This is a genomic window from Paracoccus sp. SMMA_5_TC, assembly GCF_009696685.2.
In the GTDB taxonomy this organism is placed as follows: domain Bacteria; phylum Pseudomonadota; class Alphaproteobacteria; order Rhodobacterales; family Rhodobacteraceae; genus Paracoccus.
Genome location: NZ_CP102355.1, coordinates 2,010,194 through 2,025,474, shown reverse-complemented (window position 1 = coordinate 2,025,474; position 15,281 = coordinate 2,010,194). Strand labels below are relative to the sequence as shown.

Sequence of the window (15,281 nt, the reverse complement as noted above, 5' to 3'; positions counted from 1 at the left end):
TCACTGTCCGGTCGATTTGTTGGGCCGTCAGGCGGCCAGAAAGATCACGAAAATGATGTAGGCGGTCGCGCACAGGCACAGCCCGCCCACGACGTCGCCCCAGATGCTGGCGTTCAGCCGGTCGTGGCCGGCCTTCAGCCGTTGCCAGCCCGCGCGCAGGAGGGTGGGGAAGCGGCGCGGGCTGGCAGGCTCACGCGGCTCGGCGGTGGCAGCCCGAGCGCGGAGACGGGAAAGAATGTGACCGATCATGCCAAACCCCCGAGCTTGTGGGAGAAATCCGGCATGATAGGCTGGCGGCACCGGGGGATGTTCACAGCACCCCCCGATGCCTTCATCCCCTTCTGCAACACCCAAAAGGAGACGATCTTGATGAAGCCTGTCCGCGAGAAAGCGCTGGCTGCCATTTGCCGCAGGAACAATACCCACCCACAATTTTGCGGATGGGAAACACCGGACCGCGACAGCCTCGTTGCTGCTATGAACACGTTCCTGGCAGAGCTGCCCAACGACCAGCCAGACACCCTGCGCTTTGTCGGCGCTGCCGAAGAGGCGCTGATCGCGCAAGTGCTCACCCGCATCGCGATAGCCGGAAGCATCGACATCCTGAAGGCGATGTCGGTCGAGACCATCGCCAATTTACGTGCGGTTCTCCGCACCTCGAAAGAACACATCGAAATCATGTCCGCTCACCATCCGCATTGGCCACAAGTGCCTCGGGGACTGTCGGACTGGGATGCCGCCCTGTTTGTTCTCGTGAGCGAGGCCATTCATACTTGAGGTAAGCGTCAATCAGACCCCGCTGATAAGCGACACGGTGCTCCGGATCTGGAAAGAAGTCGGGATCGACTTCTTCGAGATCTTTCGCATGTCTGGCCTTGATCAGCTCCAAGGTATTCTGGGGTTTACCCGTGATGGCGCCGTATTCCGCCCACTCTTCCTCGCTGATGAAGCAGGGATGCTCATCAATAGGGCTGTGCCGGGCACACGCCCGCGCCCGCACCGCAGCCGCATCGCCATAAACCTCGGCCAGCTCGTGCAGCGGATACCGCGCGTCGATGATCTCCTGCATCCGCAGGCTGATGATCGCCCGCAGGCTCGACAGCCGCTCAAGCGCCCGCGGCCCGTCATCCTCGATCAGCAATTCGCCCAGCAGCTGCGCACGCGCGCCATCGGGCAGCCCATTCAGCGCCATCCGCGCGATCTCGCGCAGCGCCACGAATTCGTTCTGCATCACGCAGCCTCCTTGGTCTTGTCAGGCCGCGGAATGTCCCGCGGCCACTCCAGATCGACCGGCCAATGACTAGCGAGGTAGCGCAGCACCTTATCCGCCGTGCGCATCGTGCAGCTTCCACCCGCCAGAAGGCGATCAAAGAACTTACCGTCATTCACCGCGTAGGCGCCGACAGTCGTCAGCCTGTAGCCACGGTGGTCCGCATATCTTTGTGCGATTGAAACGAGGTGGTCTGCGGTCATCTAGCGACTCACTTAGGCAATGTCCTAACTATATATATAGGCTATTGCCCAATTGTAAAGAGGGAATTTTTTGGGCAATGTCCCAACTGCAAGCTGGGACGCTCTATGAACTTTGCTGATATTATTCTCGCTGAACTTGAGAGGCGTGGCCTGAACGTGAACCAGGCGGAGGTTGCACATGGCTTCCCCCAAGGTTTCATCCGTGGCGTTGTCAGGAATGACGACAAGCGTGCAGTTCCTAGCATCCAAAAGGCTGCTCAGATTGCTGAGGCGCTGGGGTTGGAATTATACATAGGCCCGCCGCGCGATTCTGGGCCTGTGACGCAGGTGACGCTTGACGGTTCGGAATATGCGCGGGTGCCGTTGCACGATGCGCTGCTGGCGGCGGGCGCGGGCTGCGACAACGGCGCCGAACAGATCATCGATCACCTGGCCTTTCGCCGCGACTGGCTGGCCCGCGTCGGGGTCGCCGCATCCGCCGCCCGTTTGGCGCGCGTCCAGGGCGACAGCATGCAGCCCACCATCTGGCCGGGCGACATGATCCTGATCGATACCAGGCGCACCGATCCGCCCCTGCGCAAGCGCGACAGCCACGATCAGCGCCGCTCGCCCATCTATGCGATGATTGACCGCGGCGAGGCCCGCGTGAAACGCATCGAACGCCCCGCGCCTGACCTGATGATGCTGCTGTCCGACAACCCAGACTACCCGCCCGAACTGCGCCAGGGCAAAGACCTCAAGGATCTCACCATCATCGGCAAGGTGGTCTGGTGGGGGCATACCGTAAGGGAGTGATCGTGTTTGGCTGGTTGAAGAAGAGACCCATCACAAGCAACCCGGCGCAGGCACATGCGGAGCTGGATGACGGTCCCTTTCGCTATGACCTGAACGGCAGGGCGATCCGCCCTTCTTTTCCGGGCCTGACAGATCCCGCGAAGGCAAGCATTGCCCAGAAACACCGGGCTGTCTCTTGGGCGATGGAATGGACAGGGAACGGGGATATGCCGGTAACGATCGAGGCAATCGCGGCCATGATTGATGATGTCCTCGTCGGTCGCAAGCCCAAGAAGAGCGACCCAGTTGCACCAGTCCTTTCCGCCACGCTCCGGGCATTGCGCCTCGCGGCACAGGACAATCGCATGGCACGCACTGCATCCGCATTTCCCTGGGTCGAGCTCAGGCTAGGTCCGCAAGAACATCCATGCCGCCTCGCACTTGACATGTCGAACCAGCTTATTCTGATGGCTGAGCGACCGATAATCCCCCTGCCAGGGTGCGATGAAAGCGAATGCAAATGCTGGCTTCGACAGATCACAAAGGCGGAAGCCGCAAAACGCAAAACCACCTGACGCAGTAGCGTGTTCCTGTTAAGTTCTCATTTTACTGATTTGAACCACAGGAACCGCCGTGCTCACCTCCATCCCCCCGACCGCGCCTGTCGCCCCCTGGCTGGGCGGCAAGCGCAATCTCGCCAAGCGCATCTGCTCCATCATCGACGCCACGCCCTGCGTGACCTATGCCGAGCCCTTCGTGGGCATGGGCGGCATCTTCCTGCGCCGCCAGGCGCGGCCCAGGGCCGAGGTGATCAACGACCGCGGCCGCGACATCGCCAACCTGTTCCGTATCCTGCAACGCCACTATCCGCAGTTCCTGGACTGCCTGCGGTTTCAGCTGACCACGCGGGCGGAATTCGAACGCCTGGTCAAGGTCGATCCTGACACCCTGACCGATCTGGAACGCGCGGCCCGGTTCCTCTACCTCCAGCGCACGGCCTTCGGCGGCAAGGTCTCGGGTCGCAACTTCGGCGTCGATCGGGCGCGGCCGGGCCGGTTCAACCTGTCCACGCTGGAACCGATGCTCGAGGATCTGCACAGCCGCCTCGCCGGTGTGGTCATCGAATGCCTGGACTGGTCCGCATTCATCCCGCGCTATGACAGCGCCGACACGCTCTTCTATCTCGATCCGCCCTATTGGGGCTGCGAGGACGATTACGGCAAGGCGATGTTCGCGCGCGCCGATTTCCAGCACCTGGCCGAGATGTTGGCGGGGATCAAAGGGCGGTTCATCCTGTCGCTGAACGATGTTCCCGAGGTGCGCGAAACCTTCGCTGCCTTCGACCTGGTCGAGGTCCGCACCACATACACCATCAGTGGCAAGCGCAACGATCAGCCGGGTGGCCGGGCCGAGCTGCTGATCTCGAACTTCGTGTAGGGTGTGATAACCGGATTGTAACTGTCACATGGTAGCGTATCGCCATGATTACATCCTGCGTCGCTGCCATCTGCATCACCGGGGCCGTCGCGATCGACGGCGACACGCTGCGCCTGAACAGCCCTGGGAAAAGCTTTCGGCTCCGCCTGTGGGGCATCGACGCGCCTGAACTGAAAGCACCGTTGGGTATCGATGCCCGCGAAGCACTTGCTCGCCTCGTCGATAATAAAACGGTCTCTTGCGATCTGATGGACGTCGACAGATATGGCCGCCCTGTGGTGCGCTGCGGCACTGCGACGACACCTGACATCGCCTGCGAGCTGGGGCTAGACCGGACGGCAAGGGACTTTCCCCGATACAGTGCCGGATATTATGCCAGTTGTGCTCCAGCACAAAAATAGCGTCCCAGTTTGCACGGCGCCCTTCACGGGAAATCCACAGGAATCTGCATAAACTTCAATATACTGCCAAACTGGGACGCCAAGATGGCAACTGGGACGCCAGCGTCCCAGTTCGGATGCTCAAACTGGGACGCTCGGCCTTCGCGCCAGCGCCGACATACACGGTCGCGCTGGCCATCACACCACCTGTAACGTCCCTTTAAACCCAAGTTTTACAGGCAATCCATGCCCGGACAGCGTTGCAGCCTCATCCGCCGCGCCAGCAGAGTGTCTGCTCAAGAAACTGACAATCCTGTTGGCCAACATGCTGCTCTAGCGGGCCAGATCACCCATACTGTCAGCCACGGCTTCGCAGAGCGCGTCAGATCCTCACCCCTGATTTCCTCAATGTTTTCATGCGATTTCTCAGCACTTCGCACTACTTCGGACGTCTTCGCTTTTCCTGACAGTATCTGTGTCAATCAACAATGCTGGCCGCGCGCTCCTCATCATATTTCTCGAACCGGTGCATGGCGTGGTTGCGCCAGGCATTCTTCACGAAGCGCAGATGGGTCGCGGCTTCTGCGGCACATTGCTCGGCCTCGGGACCATGGCTGCGCTTGCCGACTTCGCGGATCCGGGCCTCGATCTGGTTGATCACCTGATTCCAATTCGCGTCGGCCGGCACATCGTGATGATGTGCCAAGGCACCCAGCCCGGCCTCCATGACCCGCATCAGATGCATCACGCAGGCTGTCCAACGTCCGACGGCACGGCATTTTGCCGCTTCCCGGATGTCGAAACACGCCGAGGGAAAGGCATCCTCGACCACCGCGCCGAAGGGGGACGGATCGTCGAACCAGATCGCGTGCCGCCGGTCGAGGGTATAGAGCTTTCGCCCCGACAACTCGTCGATGATCGTCTGCGCGAGCGAGACGCAGTGCCGGCGCAGTTCCTCGAGCACCGTCGCGCCCACCACCGGTACGGCCAACCCGGGCCGAATCAGTATCGCCTGCCCGGAAAACTCGCTGGAAACGGCATTCAGACAGGCCGCGGCCGCAACGATGTTGCCGTTTTCCAGGCGTCCAATGTCGCAAAGGCTCCTCAGGACGAAACGATTGAACAGGTGCGGGTTCGCTCGCCCGCTTCTCTGGAAGGCTTCTAAAGGTAACCCGTCGTCCAGAGCCTACCGGACCTCGCCCTTATCGCCTCGAGCAGGTCCCGCTGCATCGCCCTGGCGACCGTGAACGAAACCGCGGTCTGCGCCGGATCAGCGTTCCAGCAACTGCTTGTGATTTCGATAAAGCAGGATCAGCCCGATCAGCAGGCAGGTCAGCGCAACGGCAACCACGTAACCGGCGTTGATATATGATGCCTCGTAGGTGGGATAGATGCCGCGCCGCATCAGGCCGACGCAATGGATCAGCGGATTATACCACAGGATGTCCTGCGCCTTGGGCGGCATCATCCCGTAAAGGAAGAATATCCCCGACATCAGGAACAGCGGCCGGGTCAGGATGTTCCAGATCCGCTCCCACACGGGAAAGGCGGTCATCAGATAGCAGTTCAGCGTGCCGACGCCCGTCGCCAGCAGCACCACCAGCAGCAGCGATTCAAACACCGATGACAGATCGCCCGGAGCGGGCAGCCGATACAGCAGATAGATGCCGCCAAAGACGATGGCGATCACCGTGGCATGCGTCAGCGCATTCAGCAGCACGCGGGCGATAATGGTGTCGATGAAGGTGACGCTGGGATAGGCTAGGAAAGGCCGCGAAAACCGGATCGAGGCCGCCACCTTGTGCGTCATGTCGTTGAACATGGCGAATGGCAGAAAGCCGGTCGCGTAGAACAGCGGAAAGTTGGACCCCAGCCCCGGGCTGCGCAGCGCCAGGCTGAAGATCACCGACAACAACGCCACGCCCAGAACCGGTTCCAGCACCGCCCACAGATAGCCCCCGACCGAACGGCCGTAGGTGGTCGCCATCTCGCGCAACATCAGCGCCACGATGATCCGCGGCAGACGAAAGCGTGGTCCGACCCGCCCACGCGCGCCTGTCGCAAGTGCAGGCTTTTGCGGCGGACGCATGTGCGGGGCAAGGGATTCGGATGTGGCTTCGGACATGGGTGAGCAGCCTTTCGTGAGCCGGTAATATGGCGCAACTGCGCTGAAAAGGTAAACCCCGACCCGGCAGGCATGAAACAGGTCACATCCCCGGCGATCGGCCGCCGGGCAGGATTGTCGCGCCAGATTTTATCGTATATCGTCGATTGACGATTTTAGGTAACTGACGATGGAATCGGACGAATTGCTTTGCAATCTGGCCAAGGCACTGGCCCACCCGGCACGGTTGCGCATCCTGCGGCTGCTGCAGGCGACGCCGGGATGCATCGGCGGCGATATCGTGGGCGCAGTGGGTCTGGCGCAATCGACGGTGTCGGAACATCTGCGCATCCTGAAGGCCGCCGACCTGATCCGGGGCGACATCGACGGGCCCCGCGTGTGCTATGCGCTGAACCCCGACGCCGTGCTGCCGCTGTCACGGTTTCTGGCCGGACTGACCCCGCCGCCGGCTGGGCCATGCTGCCAGCCTCTTGGCGGAGAAACGCCATGAGCCTTTTCGAGCGTTGGCTGAGCCTGTGGGTCGGGCTCAGCATCCTGGGCGGCCTTGGCCTGGGCAATCTGATGCCTGGGCTGTTCGGCGCGCTGGCGGCGCTGGAATATGCCTCGGTCAACCTGGTGGTGGCGGTGCTGATCTGGGCGATGGTCTATCCGATGATGGTCGCCATCGATTTCGGCGCGCTGAAGGACGTGGGCCGCCGCCCGCGCGGGCTGGTGATCACGCTGATCGTGAACTGGCTGATCAAGCCCTTTACCATGGCGGCGCTGGCCGTGCTGTTTCTGGAACATGTGTTCGCCGGGCTGATCGATCCGGCCAAGGCACCGGAATACATCGCCGGGCTGATCCTGCTGGGGGCCGCGCCCTGCACAGCCATGGTCTTTGTCTGGTCGCAACTCACACGCGGCGATCCCAATTATACCCTGGTGCAGGTATCGGTGAATGACCTGATCATGGTGGTGGCCTTTGCCCCCATCGTCGCGCTGTTGCTGGGGGTGACCGAGATTTCCGTGCCCTGGCGCACACTGATCCTGTCGGTGCTGCTGTATATCGTCATTCCGCTGATCGCCGGCGCATTGACCCGGCGGGCGCTGATCGCCCGGGGGAAGGCGGTCGAGCCCTTCATCGCCCGGCTCAAGCCGGTCTCGATGCCGGGGTTGCTGTTGACGGTCGTGCTGCTGTTCGGTTTTCAGGGACAGGTCATCATCGCCCAGCCGCTGCTGATCGCGCTGATCGCGGTGCCGATCGTGATCCAGTCCTACGGCATCTTTGCGCTGGGCTATGCCTGGGCCTGGGCCTGGCGGCTGCCGCACAGCGTGGCGGCGCCCTGCGCGCTGATCGGAACCTCGAACTTCTTTGAACTGGCAGTGGCGGTGGCCATCGGTCTGTTCGGGCTGAACTCGGGCGCGGCCCTTGCCACCGTGGTCGGCGTCCTGGTCGAGGTGCCGGTGATGCTGTCGCTGGTGGCGCTGGCCAATCGCACCCGCCACCACTTTTCGCCGCAGAACGTCACCGCCCCTGCCGCCTGCGTCACCCGACAGAAGGAGCCCCGCCGTGGATGACCTGCGCAGCGATACCCCGAACATCGACCCTGCCCTGCTGCCCGGTATCGACCGCGACCGGCTGCTGGCGCCGACACCTGCCGGCCACGCCCCGCGCATCCTGATCCTTTACGGGTCTCTGCGCAGCCGCAGCTATTCGCGCCTGGCCGCCGAAGAGGCCGCGCGCATCCTGACCTATCTGGGGGCCGAGGTGCGGTTCTTTCACCCCTCGGGGCTGCCGTTGGTGGATGACAGCGTGGACGCCAGCCACCCCAAGGTGCGCGAATTGCGTGACCTGGTGGCCTGGGCCGAAGGCATGGTCTGGTCCTCGCCGGAACGTCATGGCGCCATGACCGGGCTGATGAAAACCCAGATCGACTGGATTCCGCTGTCCGAGGGCGCGGTCCGACCGACCCAGGGCAAGACGCTGGCGGTGATGCAGGTGTCGGGCGGTTCGCAAAGCTTCAATGCCGTGAACCAGATGCGGGTGCTGGGCCGCTGGATGCGGATGCTGACCATCCCGAACCAGTCGTCTATCCCCAAGGCATACCAGGAGTTCGACGAAGCCGGGCGGATGCGGCCCTCGGCCCTATACGATCGCATTGTCGACGTGATGGAGGAATTGGTCAAGTTCACCCTGCTGACCCGCGACCGCAGCGATTATCTGGTTGACCGCTATTCCGAACGCAAGGAAAGCGCCCAGGCATTGATGCGGCGCGTCAGCCTCTCGGCCGCAACCTAGCCGGGCTGCGCGTCGATCTGCTGCGCCACCAACTGTTGCAGACGCCACAGACCGCGGTCGTGAATACCGCGTTCCTCAAGATGGGTGACGGTGTTCAGCAGGTATTCGGCGCCGCTGCCCCAATGACCGCAGGCGCGGGCCAGCGTGCGCGCCACCTCCTCCGCCGGCAGGCGCCCGGCATAATGGGGCGAGGCACGGTTCATCACGAAGGCCAGCGCCCCCACCAGCCCGGCCTCGGTCTGCACCTGGATCCATCGCGGCATGCTGTTGATCGGCTTTATGGTGAATTCGCGACGGAACAGCCGGTCGAGCTGAGAGCCCAGGTCGTCGCGGGGCAATTCATACAACACCCCCCGGCACTGTCCGCCGCGATCCAGTGCCATCATCAGCCCAGGACAGTCGGGGGTGCCGCGAAAGCGCTGCTGGCGCAGGCAGAAGGCGCGATGCCAGCCCCGCGCCACCCCGACCTGTTCGGCGCGGTGTTCGATTTCAGGTTTCCAGATCAGCGAGCCATAGGCAAAAAGCTGCGTCGGACGATCCGGCGCCGGGTGGCTGGCCAGCATCTTTTCCACCCACCAAGCATAATCGGCGTCGGTTTGCTGCGCCACCCCTGGGGTCGGGCCGGTGTCGGGCACATGCCGATGGATGCGCGCGACATGATCGGACGTCAGCGACAGTTTTCTTGCAGTTTTGGTCATGGCCCTGTCCCCGTGTCTGCGCGACAAATCCTGCTTGTCTGCCGGCAGGATAGCACGGGAATGGACCAGTCGCGCGTCCCGATCAAGCGGAACGCGCCTTTGGCAGGCACTAGGCTGCGGCCAGCCCGTGCGGCGCCAGCGTTTCCACCGCCTGATAATGCGACAGGAACACTCGCCCGGTCAGGTGATGCAGGAAATCGCTGCGTTGCAGGCGGTCCATCACCGGCCCCTTGACCTCGGAAAGGTGCAGCGCGATGCCGGCATCCGACAGGCGATGCATGACCAGCTCCAGACTTTCCAGGGCGCTGGCGTCGATGCTGTTTACCGCAGCACAGTTCAGCACCACGTGGCGCAGCTGCGGCCGCGTGGCGACCTCGTTCTGGATGATCGTCTCGATCGCGCGGGCATTGGCAAAGAACAGGCTTTCGTCGATGCGCAGGCCCAGCACCTCGGGCACACAGATGACCTGGTGGCGCAGGACGTTGCGGAAATGCTGCGTGCCGGGCACCTGGCCGATCACCGCGACATGCGGGCGCGAGATGCTCCACAAGTGCAGCAGGATCGAAACGATGACGCCGGCGATGATCCCGGTCTCGACGCCGATGGCAAGGGTGGCCACCAGCGTCACCGCCAGCGCCGAGAAATCGGCCCGCGAATATTTCCATGTGCGCGCCAGGGCACCGAAGTCGGCAAGGCTCAGCACCGCCACGATGATGGTGGCCGCAAGCACCGCGATGGGCAGGAAATACAGCAGCGGCGTCAGGAACAGCGATGCCATGGCGATGCCGATGGCGGTCAGCGCGCCCGCGGCCGGTGTCTGGGCGCCGGCATCGAAATTGACCACCGAGCGCGCAAACCCACCCGTCACCGGATAGCCCGACGAAAACGCCGCCGCCAGATTGGCCATGCCAAGTCCGATCAACTCCTGGTCCGGGCTGATCGACTGGCGCCGTTTCGCGGCCAGGGTCTGGGCAACGGACACCGATTCGACAAAACCGATCAGCGCGATCAGAAAGGCGGCAGGCAACAGCACCAGCCATTGCGCGGGTGCAAAATCGGGCAGCGACAGCGGCGGCAGCCCCTGCGGCACCGCGCCGACCACGGCCACACCGGCCTTGTCCAGCCCAAGGCTCACCACCGCCGTGATCGAGGCCACCACCACCAGCACCGGTCCGGTCCGCGCCAGCAGCGCCGCCGCCCCCGCCGGCACGCCCAGTCGCACAAGCGTCGGGCGCAACGACTTGCGCGCCCAGAACAGGAAAGCCGTCGCCAGCACACCGATCACCACCGTTGGCCAGTGAATGGCGCCCAGCTGCCCGGCCAGCGCGCGCAGCATCTCGATCAGCGTGTCGCCGCTGGCCTTGACGCCCAGGATGTATTTCAACTGGCCGGTGGCGATCAGCAGGCTGGAGGCGGTGATGAAGCCGGAAATGACCGGATGCGACAGCAGGTTGGCCACGAAGCCCAGGCGGAAGATGCCCATTGCGACCAGGATCAGCCCCGACAGGAACGCCAGCGTCAGCGCGGCTGCGATATATTCGCTGCTGCCCGGCGTCGCCACGCTGCTGGCCGCGGTTGCCGTCAACAGCGACACCACCGCGACCGGCCCCACCGACAGCGTCCGGCTGCTGCCGAACAGCGCATAGACCACCAGCGGCAGGATCGAGGCATAAAGCCCGATTACCGGCGGCAGCCCCGCCAGCATGGCATAGGCCAGCGATTGCGGGATCAGCATGATGGTGACAATCACCGCCGCCACGCCGTCATTGACAAGGGCGTGCCGGTCGTAGCTGCGACCCCAATGCAGGATCGGCAGGTAACGCGCCAGACGGTTCATGGCTCAACTCCTTGGAAACGACAGGGCCATGCCGCCAGATGCAAGGGTGGCGGCGCGGCCGTGCAGAAATTGCCGCCGCCGCGCAAGGAAGGGGCGGCGGCGGCGTGCAGGTTCAGAACTTGTTGACGGGGATCTTCAGATAGCTGTGACCATCCCCTTCCGGGCTGGGCAAGCGCCCACCGCGCAGGTTGACCTGCAGCGCGGCCAGGATGCGGTCGGGCAGCGGCAGGGTCGCATCACGCTTGTCGCGCAGCTCGATCCAGTCCTCGCGCCGGGTGCCGTCCTTGACATGCCGGTTGCTGGCGCGATGCTGGGCGACGGTCGCCTCCCATTGCGGCTCATCGCGGCTGTCGGTGCCATAGTCGTGGCCGACGAACAACCGCGTCTGCGCCGGCAAGGCCAGGATCGCCTGGATCGAATCCCACAGCTGCGCGGTATTGCCGCCCGGAAAATCGGCGCGCGAGGTGCCGACATCGGGCTGCATCAGCGTGTCATGGACAAAGGCCGCATCGCCGCAGACATAGGTGATCGAGCCCAGCGTGTGCCCCGGCGACAGCATGACCCGCGCCTCGAGCTCGCCGATGCGGAAGGTCTCGCCCTCGGCAAACAGGTGGTCGAAGTCGCGCGCGGGATCGAACGTGTCGGGCAGGTTGTAAAGCCCGGCCCACAGCGCGGCGATGTCATGCACCTTGTTGCCGATGGCATTGGGCGCGCCCGTGCGTTCCCTGAGCAGGGCCGAGGCCATGACATGATCGGCGTGGGGGTGGGTATCCAGAACCCATTCCACCGTCAGCCCGTTATCGCGCACCAGGTCCAGAACCTGCTCCATGCTACCGGTCGAGAAACGGTAGTTGCGCGGATCAAGGTTCCAGACCACATCGATCAAGGCCGCCTTTTTCGTCGCGGGATCGGCGCAGATATACTGGATCGAGCCGGTATCGGGTTCGTAGATACCCCAGACATCCGGGCTGCCCGCGCCGGTCGAGGGCGAATGGCGCACCACGCGCTGCTTCAGTTTCGATTCGCTCATGACGTTGCTCCTTTGCCATTCAGATATCCGCCTGCCTTGATCCGGGCGCCCAGCCACAGACCCGCCAGCATCGCGGGAACAAAGATCAGGGTGCCGGGCGCCAGCAAGGGCAGCGCCGTCCACGCCGGGCCGGGACAAAAGCCGCCGATACCCCAGCCGATGCCGAACAGAACCGATCCCAGCAGCAGCGGCCGGTCGATGGTCCGCGATTTCGGGATGTCGAAGCTGTTTTCCAGCACCGGCGCCGGGCGGCGCCAGACCAGGCGATAGCCGATAAAGGTCGTCAGCATCGCCCCGCCCATCACGAAGATCAGGCTGGGATCCCAGCTACCCGCAAGGTCCAGGAAATTCAGAACCTTGGCCGGGTTCGCCATTCCCGAGACAACCAGCCCCAGCCCGAATACCAGACCCGCTGCAAATCCCCAGAAAATACGCATTACAGCCCCCCCAAAACGTGGCGCAACACAAAGACGGTGACAAAGCCCGCCGCCATGAAGCTGACCACCGCAGCCAGCGAGCGCACCGACAGCCGCGCAAGGCCGCAGACGCCGTGACCCGAGGTGCAGCCCGATCCCAGTGCCGTGCCCAGTCCCACCAGCAGCCCGGCAACCGCCATGCCGCCCAGGTTCGTCGGCACGGACTGCGCCACCGTGCCGCCCAGCCCGATCACCGCCAGCGGTGCCAGCACCAGCCCGGCCATGAACGCCCAGCGCCAATCGCGGTCGCGTGCAGCGCCGGGCAGACCCAATGCGCCCTGTGTGATGCCGGCAATGCCGGCGATGCGGCCGAACAGCCCCATCAGCATGACCGCGCTCAGCCCGATCAGCACCCCGCCCAACAGCGAGGCCCAGGGCGTGAAGGCGGTCTCGATCCCCATTTCCATTGCAGCACTCCTGCATATTTCCCAGTTACGGGCGCTTGCCTTGCCCGTTCGCAGGGTGTATATATTAGTCATGTCTAATTCAGTCAATACTAATATACAGGAAATCGACGCCGCGACGCATGCGCTTCAGCAACGCGCCGAGGAGGTTGCGGCGCGGCTGGGGCTGGTGGCGAATGCCAAGCGGCTACTGATCCTGTGTGAACTGACCCAGGGCGAACGCTCGGTCGGCGCCCTGCAACAGGCGGTGGGGCTGAGCCAGTCGGCACTGAGCCAGCATCTGGCCAAGCTGCGCGAGGCCAATGTCGTGGCCACCCGCCGCGAAGGGCAGACGATATATTACCGTATCAGCGACCCGCATATCGAAACGCTGATGGCGGCGCTTTATGAGGCATTCTGCCGGCCGGGCCCGTGAGGGGGGCACGGCACAAGCGGCTCAGGTCTGGTGCATCACGCGGCCTATATCGCGCAGGTCATAGCCGCCTATGGTCATGAATTCGTTGCGGAAACGCTCGGATCGCAGGATATCCAGCATGGTGCGCACCTCGGGCCGGTCGAGGTGCTCGGTCTTGATGACCAGATCGTAGCGCTCGCGCTGCAACGGCACGAAGTCGATATTGTCGACCTGTCGCGCGATCTTTTCGATCCCCACCGCCACATCGGCATCGCCGCGCCCGACCGCGCTGGCCAGCGCCAGATGCGACTGGTTTTCGTCGTCATAGCCGGCAATGCTGCTGCCATATAGCCCCAGCAGCTTCAGGTTCTCATCCAGCAGCACCCGCGAACCGGCACCCTTTTCGCGGTTGATGATGCGGATGTCGCCCCGTCCCAGATCGCGCCAGCCGGTGATGCCCTTGGGATTGCCGCGCGCGACGTAAAACCCCTGCATCCGCCAGGTGATATTGACGATGGTGCATCGGATGCCGGGCAGCAGCGCCCGGACATGCGGCAGGTTGTATTCGTCGCTGACGCTGTCCCACAGATGCGCCGTCGCCGCGCCGACGCGATCATGATACAGCGATACCAGACTGCTGTAGCTGCCGATATAGGCACGCAATGCGGGGATGCCGTGCAAGCGCAAGGCATTGGACAGGATGTCCAGGATCAGATCCTGTCCGCAGATCACGAAACCATTGTCGGCCCGGGGCGGCGACAGATCAACCTGATGGCGATGATCGGGGTCGGGACCGGGGGCGGTCTTGCGCTCGGCGCGCTCGAGATAGTCGCGCAGATGCGCCTCGGTAAAGCGGATCTTGCGACCAACCTTGTAAAACCCGATGCTTTCGGACCGGATCAGCGCATAGACACCGCTTTTGCTGATGCCCAGGGCTGCGGCCATATCCTCGGCCGTCATTGCATCGCGCGTGGCCATGCCACCCCCATATCTCATTTCGTTCACTTTCGTAAAGTTACGCGCAGGATTGGATCAGAGCAAGGCAGTTTTGGCAAATTCCGCTTTACACGAACGTTTTCATACGCTTCTGTGCACCTGCTGCTGAAATACGGTTCGCTGGCGTCATGTATGTGCGCTTTCGTTCAATTTCGCGCAAATCATGACAGGAGATTTCGATGTTCGACAGACGCCAATCGCTTCGCGCCCTTGCCATGCTGTGCTGGGCCGCGGTAGCCGGAACCCCGCTGACCGTCCACGCCCAGGAGGAGCCGCCGGTCATCGCCGCGGCCGCTGACCTCAAGTTCGCGGTCGAGGAAATCGCCGCCGCCTTCACTGCCGAAACCGGCAAGCAGGTGAAGCTGGCCTTCGGCTCGACCGGCAATTTCGCCACCCAGATCCGCGAGGGCGCGCCGTTCCAGATGTTCATGGCGGCCGATGAGAAATTCATCGCCCAGCTGCATGCCGAAGGTCTGACCCGCGACGAAGGCACGCTTTATGCCGAAGGCCGCATCGTGCTGATCGTGCCGCATGGTTCGGCGCTGAAACCCGACGAGAACCTCGACAATCTTCAGGCGCTGATCGAAGCGGGCAAGCTGACGCGCTTTGCCATCGCCAATCCCGAACACGCCCCCTATGGCCTGCGCGCCGAAGAGGCGTTGAAGCACCGCGGCCTGTGGGACAAGGTCCAACCCAGGCTGGTGCTGGGCGAAAACGTCAGCCAGGCAGCGCAATTCGCCCTGTCGGGGAACGCCGAAGGCGGCATCATCGCCTATTCGCTGGCGCTGGCACCCGAGGTAAAGGCGCAGGGAGAGTTCGCGCTGATCCCGCACGACTGGCACGAGCCGCTGTTGCAACGCATGGCACTGTTGAAGAATGCCGGCCCCGTCGCGGCCGAGTTCTACGCCTATATCCAGTCGCCCAAGGCGCGCGAGATCATGGAGAAATACGGCTTTGTCCTGCCCGAGGCGAACTGAGC

At 63.4% G+C, this 15,281-nt stretch carries 21 protein-coding genes; 10 read left to right on the top strand and 11 right to left on the bottom strand.

The features are described 5' to 3' along the window. Nucleotides 1–27: 27 nt before the first annotated feature. On the bottom strand, nucleotides 28–249 hold the full coding sequence (locus GB880_RS10485; protein WP_154492324.1) for a hypothetical protein: 222 nt from the start codon (nucleotides 247–249) through the stop codon (nucleotides 28–30). Here GB880_RS10485 and GB880_RS10480 point away from each other — a divergent pair. Further along, nucleotides 238–777: a hypothetical protein gene (locus tag GB880_RS10480; protein WP_154492322.1), complete on the top strand. Its 540-nt coding sequence runs from the start codon at nucleotides 238–240 to the stop codon at nucleotides 775–777. The two genes, GB880_RS10485 and GB880_RS10480, sit on opposite strands and share 12 nt — an antisense overlap. Here the strand turns inward: GB880_RS10480 and GB880_RS10475 are convergent. After that, entirely contained in the window at nucleotides 677–1,231 is a 555-nt protein-coding gene (locus tag GB880_RS10475; protein ID WP_154492320.1) for a hypothetical protein, read from the bottom strand. The two genes, GB880_RS10480 and GB880_RS10475, sit on opposite strands and share 101 nt — an antisense overlap. Beyond that, nucleotides 1,231–1,473 (bottom strand): hypothetical protein, encoded by a 243-nt coding sequence (locus GB880_RS10470; RefSeq protein ID WP_154492318.1) that lies wholly within the window; start codon nucleotides 1,471–1,473, stop codon nucleotides 1,231–1,233. Before GB880_RS10470 ends, GB880_RS10475 begins: the two co-directional genes overlap by 1 nt. 327 nt (nucleotides 1,474–1,800) lie before the next feature. On the opposite strand from GB880_RS10470, the gene GB880_RS10465 reads away from it, so the two are divergent. Genes GB880_RS10465 through GB880_RS10450 form a run of 4 tightly spaced genes read left to right on the top strand, consistent with a single transcriptional unit; the run spans nucleotide 1,801 to nucleotide 4,085 of the window. Then, nucleotides 1,801–2,268 (top strand): S24 family peptidase, encoded by a 468-nt coding sequence (locus GB880_RS10465; protein WP_263467115.1) that lies wholly within the window; start codon nucleotides 1,801–1,803, stop codon nucleotides 2,266–2,268. Between the two features lie 2 nt (nucleotides 2,269–2,270). After that, a complete protein-coding gene (locus tag GB880_RS10460) occupies nucleotides 2,271–2,822 on the top strand; it encodes a hypothetical protein (protein ID WP_154492314.1) in 552 nt (183 codons plus the stop codon). Between the two features lie 58 nt (nucleotides 2,823–2,880). Then, nucleotides 2,881–3,684 (top strand): DNA adenine methylase, encoded by an 804-nt coding sequence (locus GB880_RS10455; protein ID WP_263467114.1) that lies wholly within the window; start codon nucleotides 2,881–2,883, stop codon nucleotides 3,682–3,684. A 44-nt stretch (nucleotides 3,685–3,728) separates the two neighbouring features. Continuing rightward, on the top strand, nucleotides 3,729–4,085 hold the full coding sequence (locus GB880_RS10450; protein WP_154492312.1) for a thermonuclease family protein: 357 nt from the start codon (nucleotides 3,729–3,731) through the stop codon (nucleotides 4,083–4,085). Between the two features lie 457 nt (nucleotides 4,086–4,542). On the opposite strand, the gene GB880_RS10445 is transcribed toward GB880_RS10450, so the two are convergent. Together GB880_RS10445 and GB880_RS10440 are read right to left on the bottom strand one after the other, a co-directional pair. Then, a complete protein-coding gene (locus GB880_RS10445; protein ID WP_154492310.1) occupies nucleotides 4,543–5,055 on the bottom strand; it encodes a hypothetical protein in 513 nt (170 codons plus the stop codon). Between the two features lie 279 nt (nucleotides 5,056–5,334). Continuing rightward, entirely contained in the window at nucleotides 5,335–6,087 is a 753-nt protein-coding gene (locus tag GB880_RS10440) for an ABC transporter permease (protein WP_154492389.1), read from the bottom strand. Between the two features lie 271 nt (nucleotides 6,088–6,358). Between GB880_RS10440 and GB880_RS10435 the strand changes: the two genes are divergently transcribed. Genes GB880_RS10435 through arsH form a run of 3 tightly spaced genes read left to right on the top strand, consistent with a single transcriptional unit; the run spans nucleotide 6,359 to nucleotide 8,467 of the window. After that, a complete protein-coding gene (locus GB880_RS10435) occupies nucleotides 6,359–6,679 on the top strand; it encodes an ArsR/SmtB family transcription factor (RefSeq protein WP_154492308.1) in 321 nt (106 codons plus the stop codon). Continuing rightward, nucleotides 6,676–7,746 carry an ACR3 family arsenite efflux transporter gene (arsB, locus tag GB880_RS10430; protein WP_154492306.1) on the top strand — a complete coding sequence of 357 codons (1,071 nt, stop codon included), beginning with the start codon at nucleotides 6,676–6,678 and terminating at the stop codon, nucleotides 7,744–7,746. Before GB880_RS10435 ends, arsB begins: the two co-directional genes overlap by 4 nt. Beyond that, nucleotides 7,739–8,467, top strand: a complete 729-nt coding sequence (gene arsH / locus GB880_RS10425; protein WP_327077743.1) for an arsenical resistance protein ArsH — start codon at nucleotides 7,739–7,741, stop codon at nucleotides 8,465–8,467. Before arsB ends, arsH begins: the two co-directional genes overlap by 8 nt. Here the strand turns inward: arsH and GB880_RS10420 are convergent. The 5 genes from GB880_RS10420 to GB880_RS10400 all read right to left on the bottom strand — a co-directional run bounded on the left by GB880_RS10420 (nucleotide 8,464) and on the right by GB880_RS10400 (nucleotide 12,915). Beyond that, nucleotides 8,464–9,165: a gamma-glutamylcyclotransferase gene (locus tag GB880_RS10420; RefSeq protein WP_154492304.1), complete on the bottom strand. Its 702-nt coding sequence runs from the start codon at nucleotides 9,163–9,165 to the stop codon at nucleotides 8,464–8,466. The genes arsH and GB880_RS10420 overlap by 4 nt on opposite strands. 109 nt (nucleotides 9,166–9,274) lie before the next feature. After that, nucleotides 9,275–11,002: a SulP family inorganic anion transporter gene (locus GB880_RS10415; RefSeq protein WP_154492302.1), complete on the bottom strand. Its 1,728-nt coding sequence runs from the start codon at nucleotides 11,000–11,002 to the stop codon at nucleotides 9,275–9,277. Nucleotides 11,003–11,114: 112 nt separating this feature from the next. Next, nucleotides 11,115–12,032 carry an MBL fold metallo-hydrolase gene (locus tag GB880_RS10410; RefSeq protein WP_154492300.1) on the bottom strand — a complete coding sequence of 306 codons (918 nt, stop codon included), beginning with the start codon at nucleotides 12,030–12,032 and terminating at the stop codon, nucleotides 11,115–11,117. After that, complete coding sequence (locus GB880_RS10405) at nucleotides 12,029–12,469, bottom strand: DUF6691 family protein (protein WP_154492298.1); 441 nt, start codon at nucleotides 12,467–12,469, stop codon at nucleotides 12,029–12,031. Before GB880_RS10405 ends, GB880_RS10410 begins: the two co-directional genes overlap by 4 nt. After that, nucleotides 12,469–12,915: a YeeE/YedE family protein gene (locus GB880_RS10400; RefSeq protein WP_195840770.1), complete on the bottom strand. Its 447-nt coding sequence runs from the start codon at nucleotides 12,913–12,915 to the stop codon at nucleotides 12,469–12,471. The genes GB880_RS10405 and GB880_RS10400 overlap by 1 nt, the downstream gene beginning before the upstream one ends. A gap of 70 nt (nucleotides 12,916–12,985) precedes the next feature. On the opposite strand from GB880_RS10400, the gene GB880_RS10395 reads away from it, so the two are divergent. Further along, the gene (locus tag GB880_RS10395; protein ID WP_154492296.1) at nucleotides 12,986–13,327 is read left to right on the top strand and encodes an ArsR/SmtB family transcription factor; all 342 of its coding nucleotides are present in this window, start codon (nucleotides 12,986–12,988) and stop codon (nucleotides 13,325–13,327) included. A gap of 21 nt (nucleotides 13,328–13,348) precedes the next feature. Here GB880_RS10395 and GB880_RS10390 read toward each other — a convergent pair whose 3' ends face one another. Then, nucleotides 13,349–14,284 (bottom strand): substrate-binding domain-containing protein, encoded by a 936-nt coding sequence (locus GB880_RS10390; protein WP_154492294.1) that lies wholly within the window; start codon nucleotides 14,282–14,284, stop codon nucleotides 13,349–13,351. Between the two features lie 197 nt (nucleotides 14,285–14,481). Here GB880_RS10390 and modA point away from each other — a divergent pair, with 197 nt between their 5' ends. Further along, complete coding sequence (modA, locus tag GB880_RS10385; RefSeq protein WP_154492292.1) at nucleotides 14,482–15,279, top strand: molybdate ABC transporter substrate-binding protein; 798 nt, start codon at nucleotides 14,482–14,484, stop codon at nucleotides 15,277–15,279. The last annotated feature ends 2 nt before the right edge of the window (nucleotides 15,280–15,281 follow it).

Coding starts and splice junctions, on each gene's coding strand:
- GB880_RS10405 (WP_154492298.1), bottom strand. CDS start 12,469: ATGCGTATTTTCTGGGGATTTGCAGCGGGTCTGGTATTCGGGCTGGGG.
- GB880_RS10470 (WP_154492318.1), bottom strand. CDS start 1,473: ATGACCGCAGACCACCTCGTTTCAATCGCACAAAGATATGCGGACCAC.
- GB880_RS10485 (WP_154492324.1), bottom strand. CDS start 249: ATGATCGGTCACATTCTTTCCCGTCTCCGCGCTCGGGCTGCCACCGCC.
- arsB (WP_154492306.1), top strand. CDS start 6,676: ATGAGCCTTTTCGAGCGTTGGCTGAGCCTGTGGGTCGGGCTCAGCATC.
- GB880_RS10450 (WP_154492312.1), top strand. CDS start 3,729: ATGATTACATCCTGCGTCGCTGCCATCTGCATCACCGGGGCCGTCGCG.
- GB880_RS10395 (WP_154492296.1), top strand. CDS start 12,986: ATGTCTAATTCAGTCAATACTAATATACAGGAAATCGACGCCGCGACG.
- GB880_RS10390 (WP_154492294.1), bottom strand. CDS start 14,284: ATGGCCACGCGCGATGCAATGACGGCCGAGGATATGGCCGCAGCCCTG.
- GB880_RS10400 (WP_195840770.1), bottom strand. CDS start 12,915: ATGGAAATGGGGATCGAGACCGCCTTCACGCCCTGGGCCTCGCTGTTG.
- GB880_RS10410 (WP_154492300.1), bottom strand. CDS start 12,032: ATGAGCGAATCGAAACTGAAGCAGCGCGTGGTGCGCCATTCGCCCTCG.
- GB880_RS10415 (WP_154492302.1), bottom strand. CDS start 11,002: ATGAACCGTCTGGCGCGTTACCTGCCGATCCTGCATTGGGGTCGCAGC.
- modA (WP_154492292.1), top strand. CDS start 14,482: ATGTTCGACAGACGCCAATCGCTTCGCGCCCTTGCCATGCTGTGCTGG.
- GB880_RS10475 (WP_154492320.1), bottom strand. CDS start 1,231: ATGCAGAACGAATTCGTGGCGCTGCGCGAGATCGCGCGGATGGCGCTG.
- GB880_RS10435 (WP_154492308.1), top strand. CDS start 6,359: ATGGAATCGGACGAATTGCTTTGCAATCTGGCCAAGGCACTGGCCCAC.
- GB880_RS10420 (WP_154492304.1), bottom strand. CDS start 9,165: ATGACCAAAACTGCAAGAAAACTGTCGCTGACGTCCGATCATGTCGCG.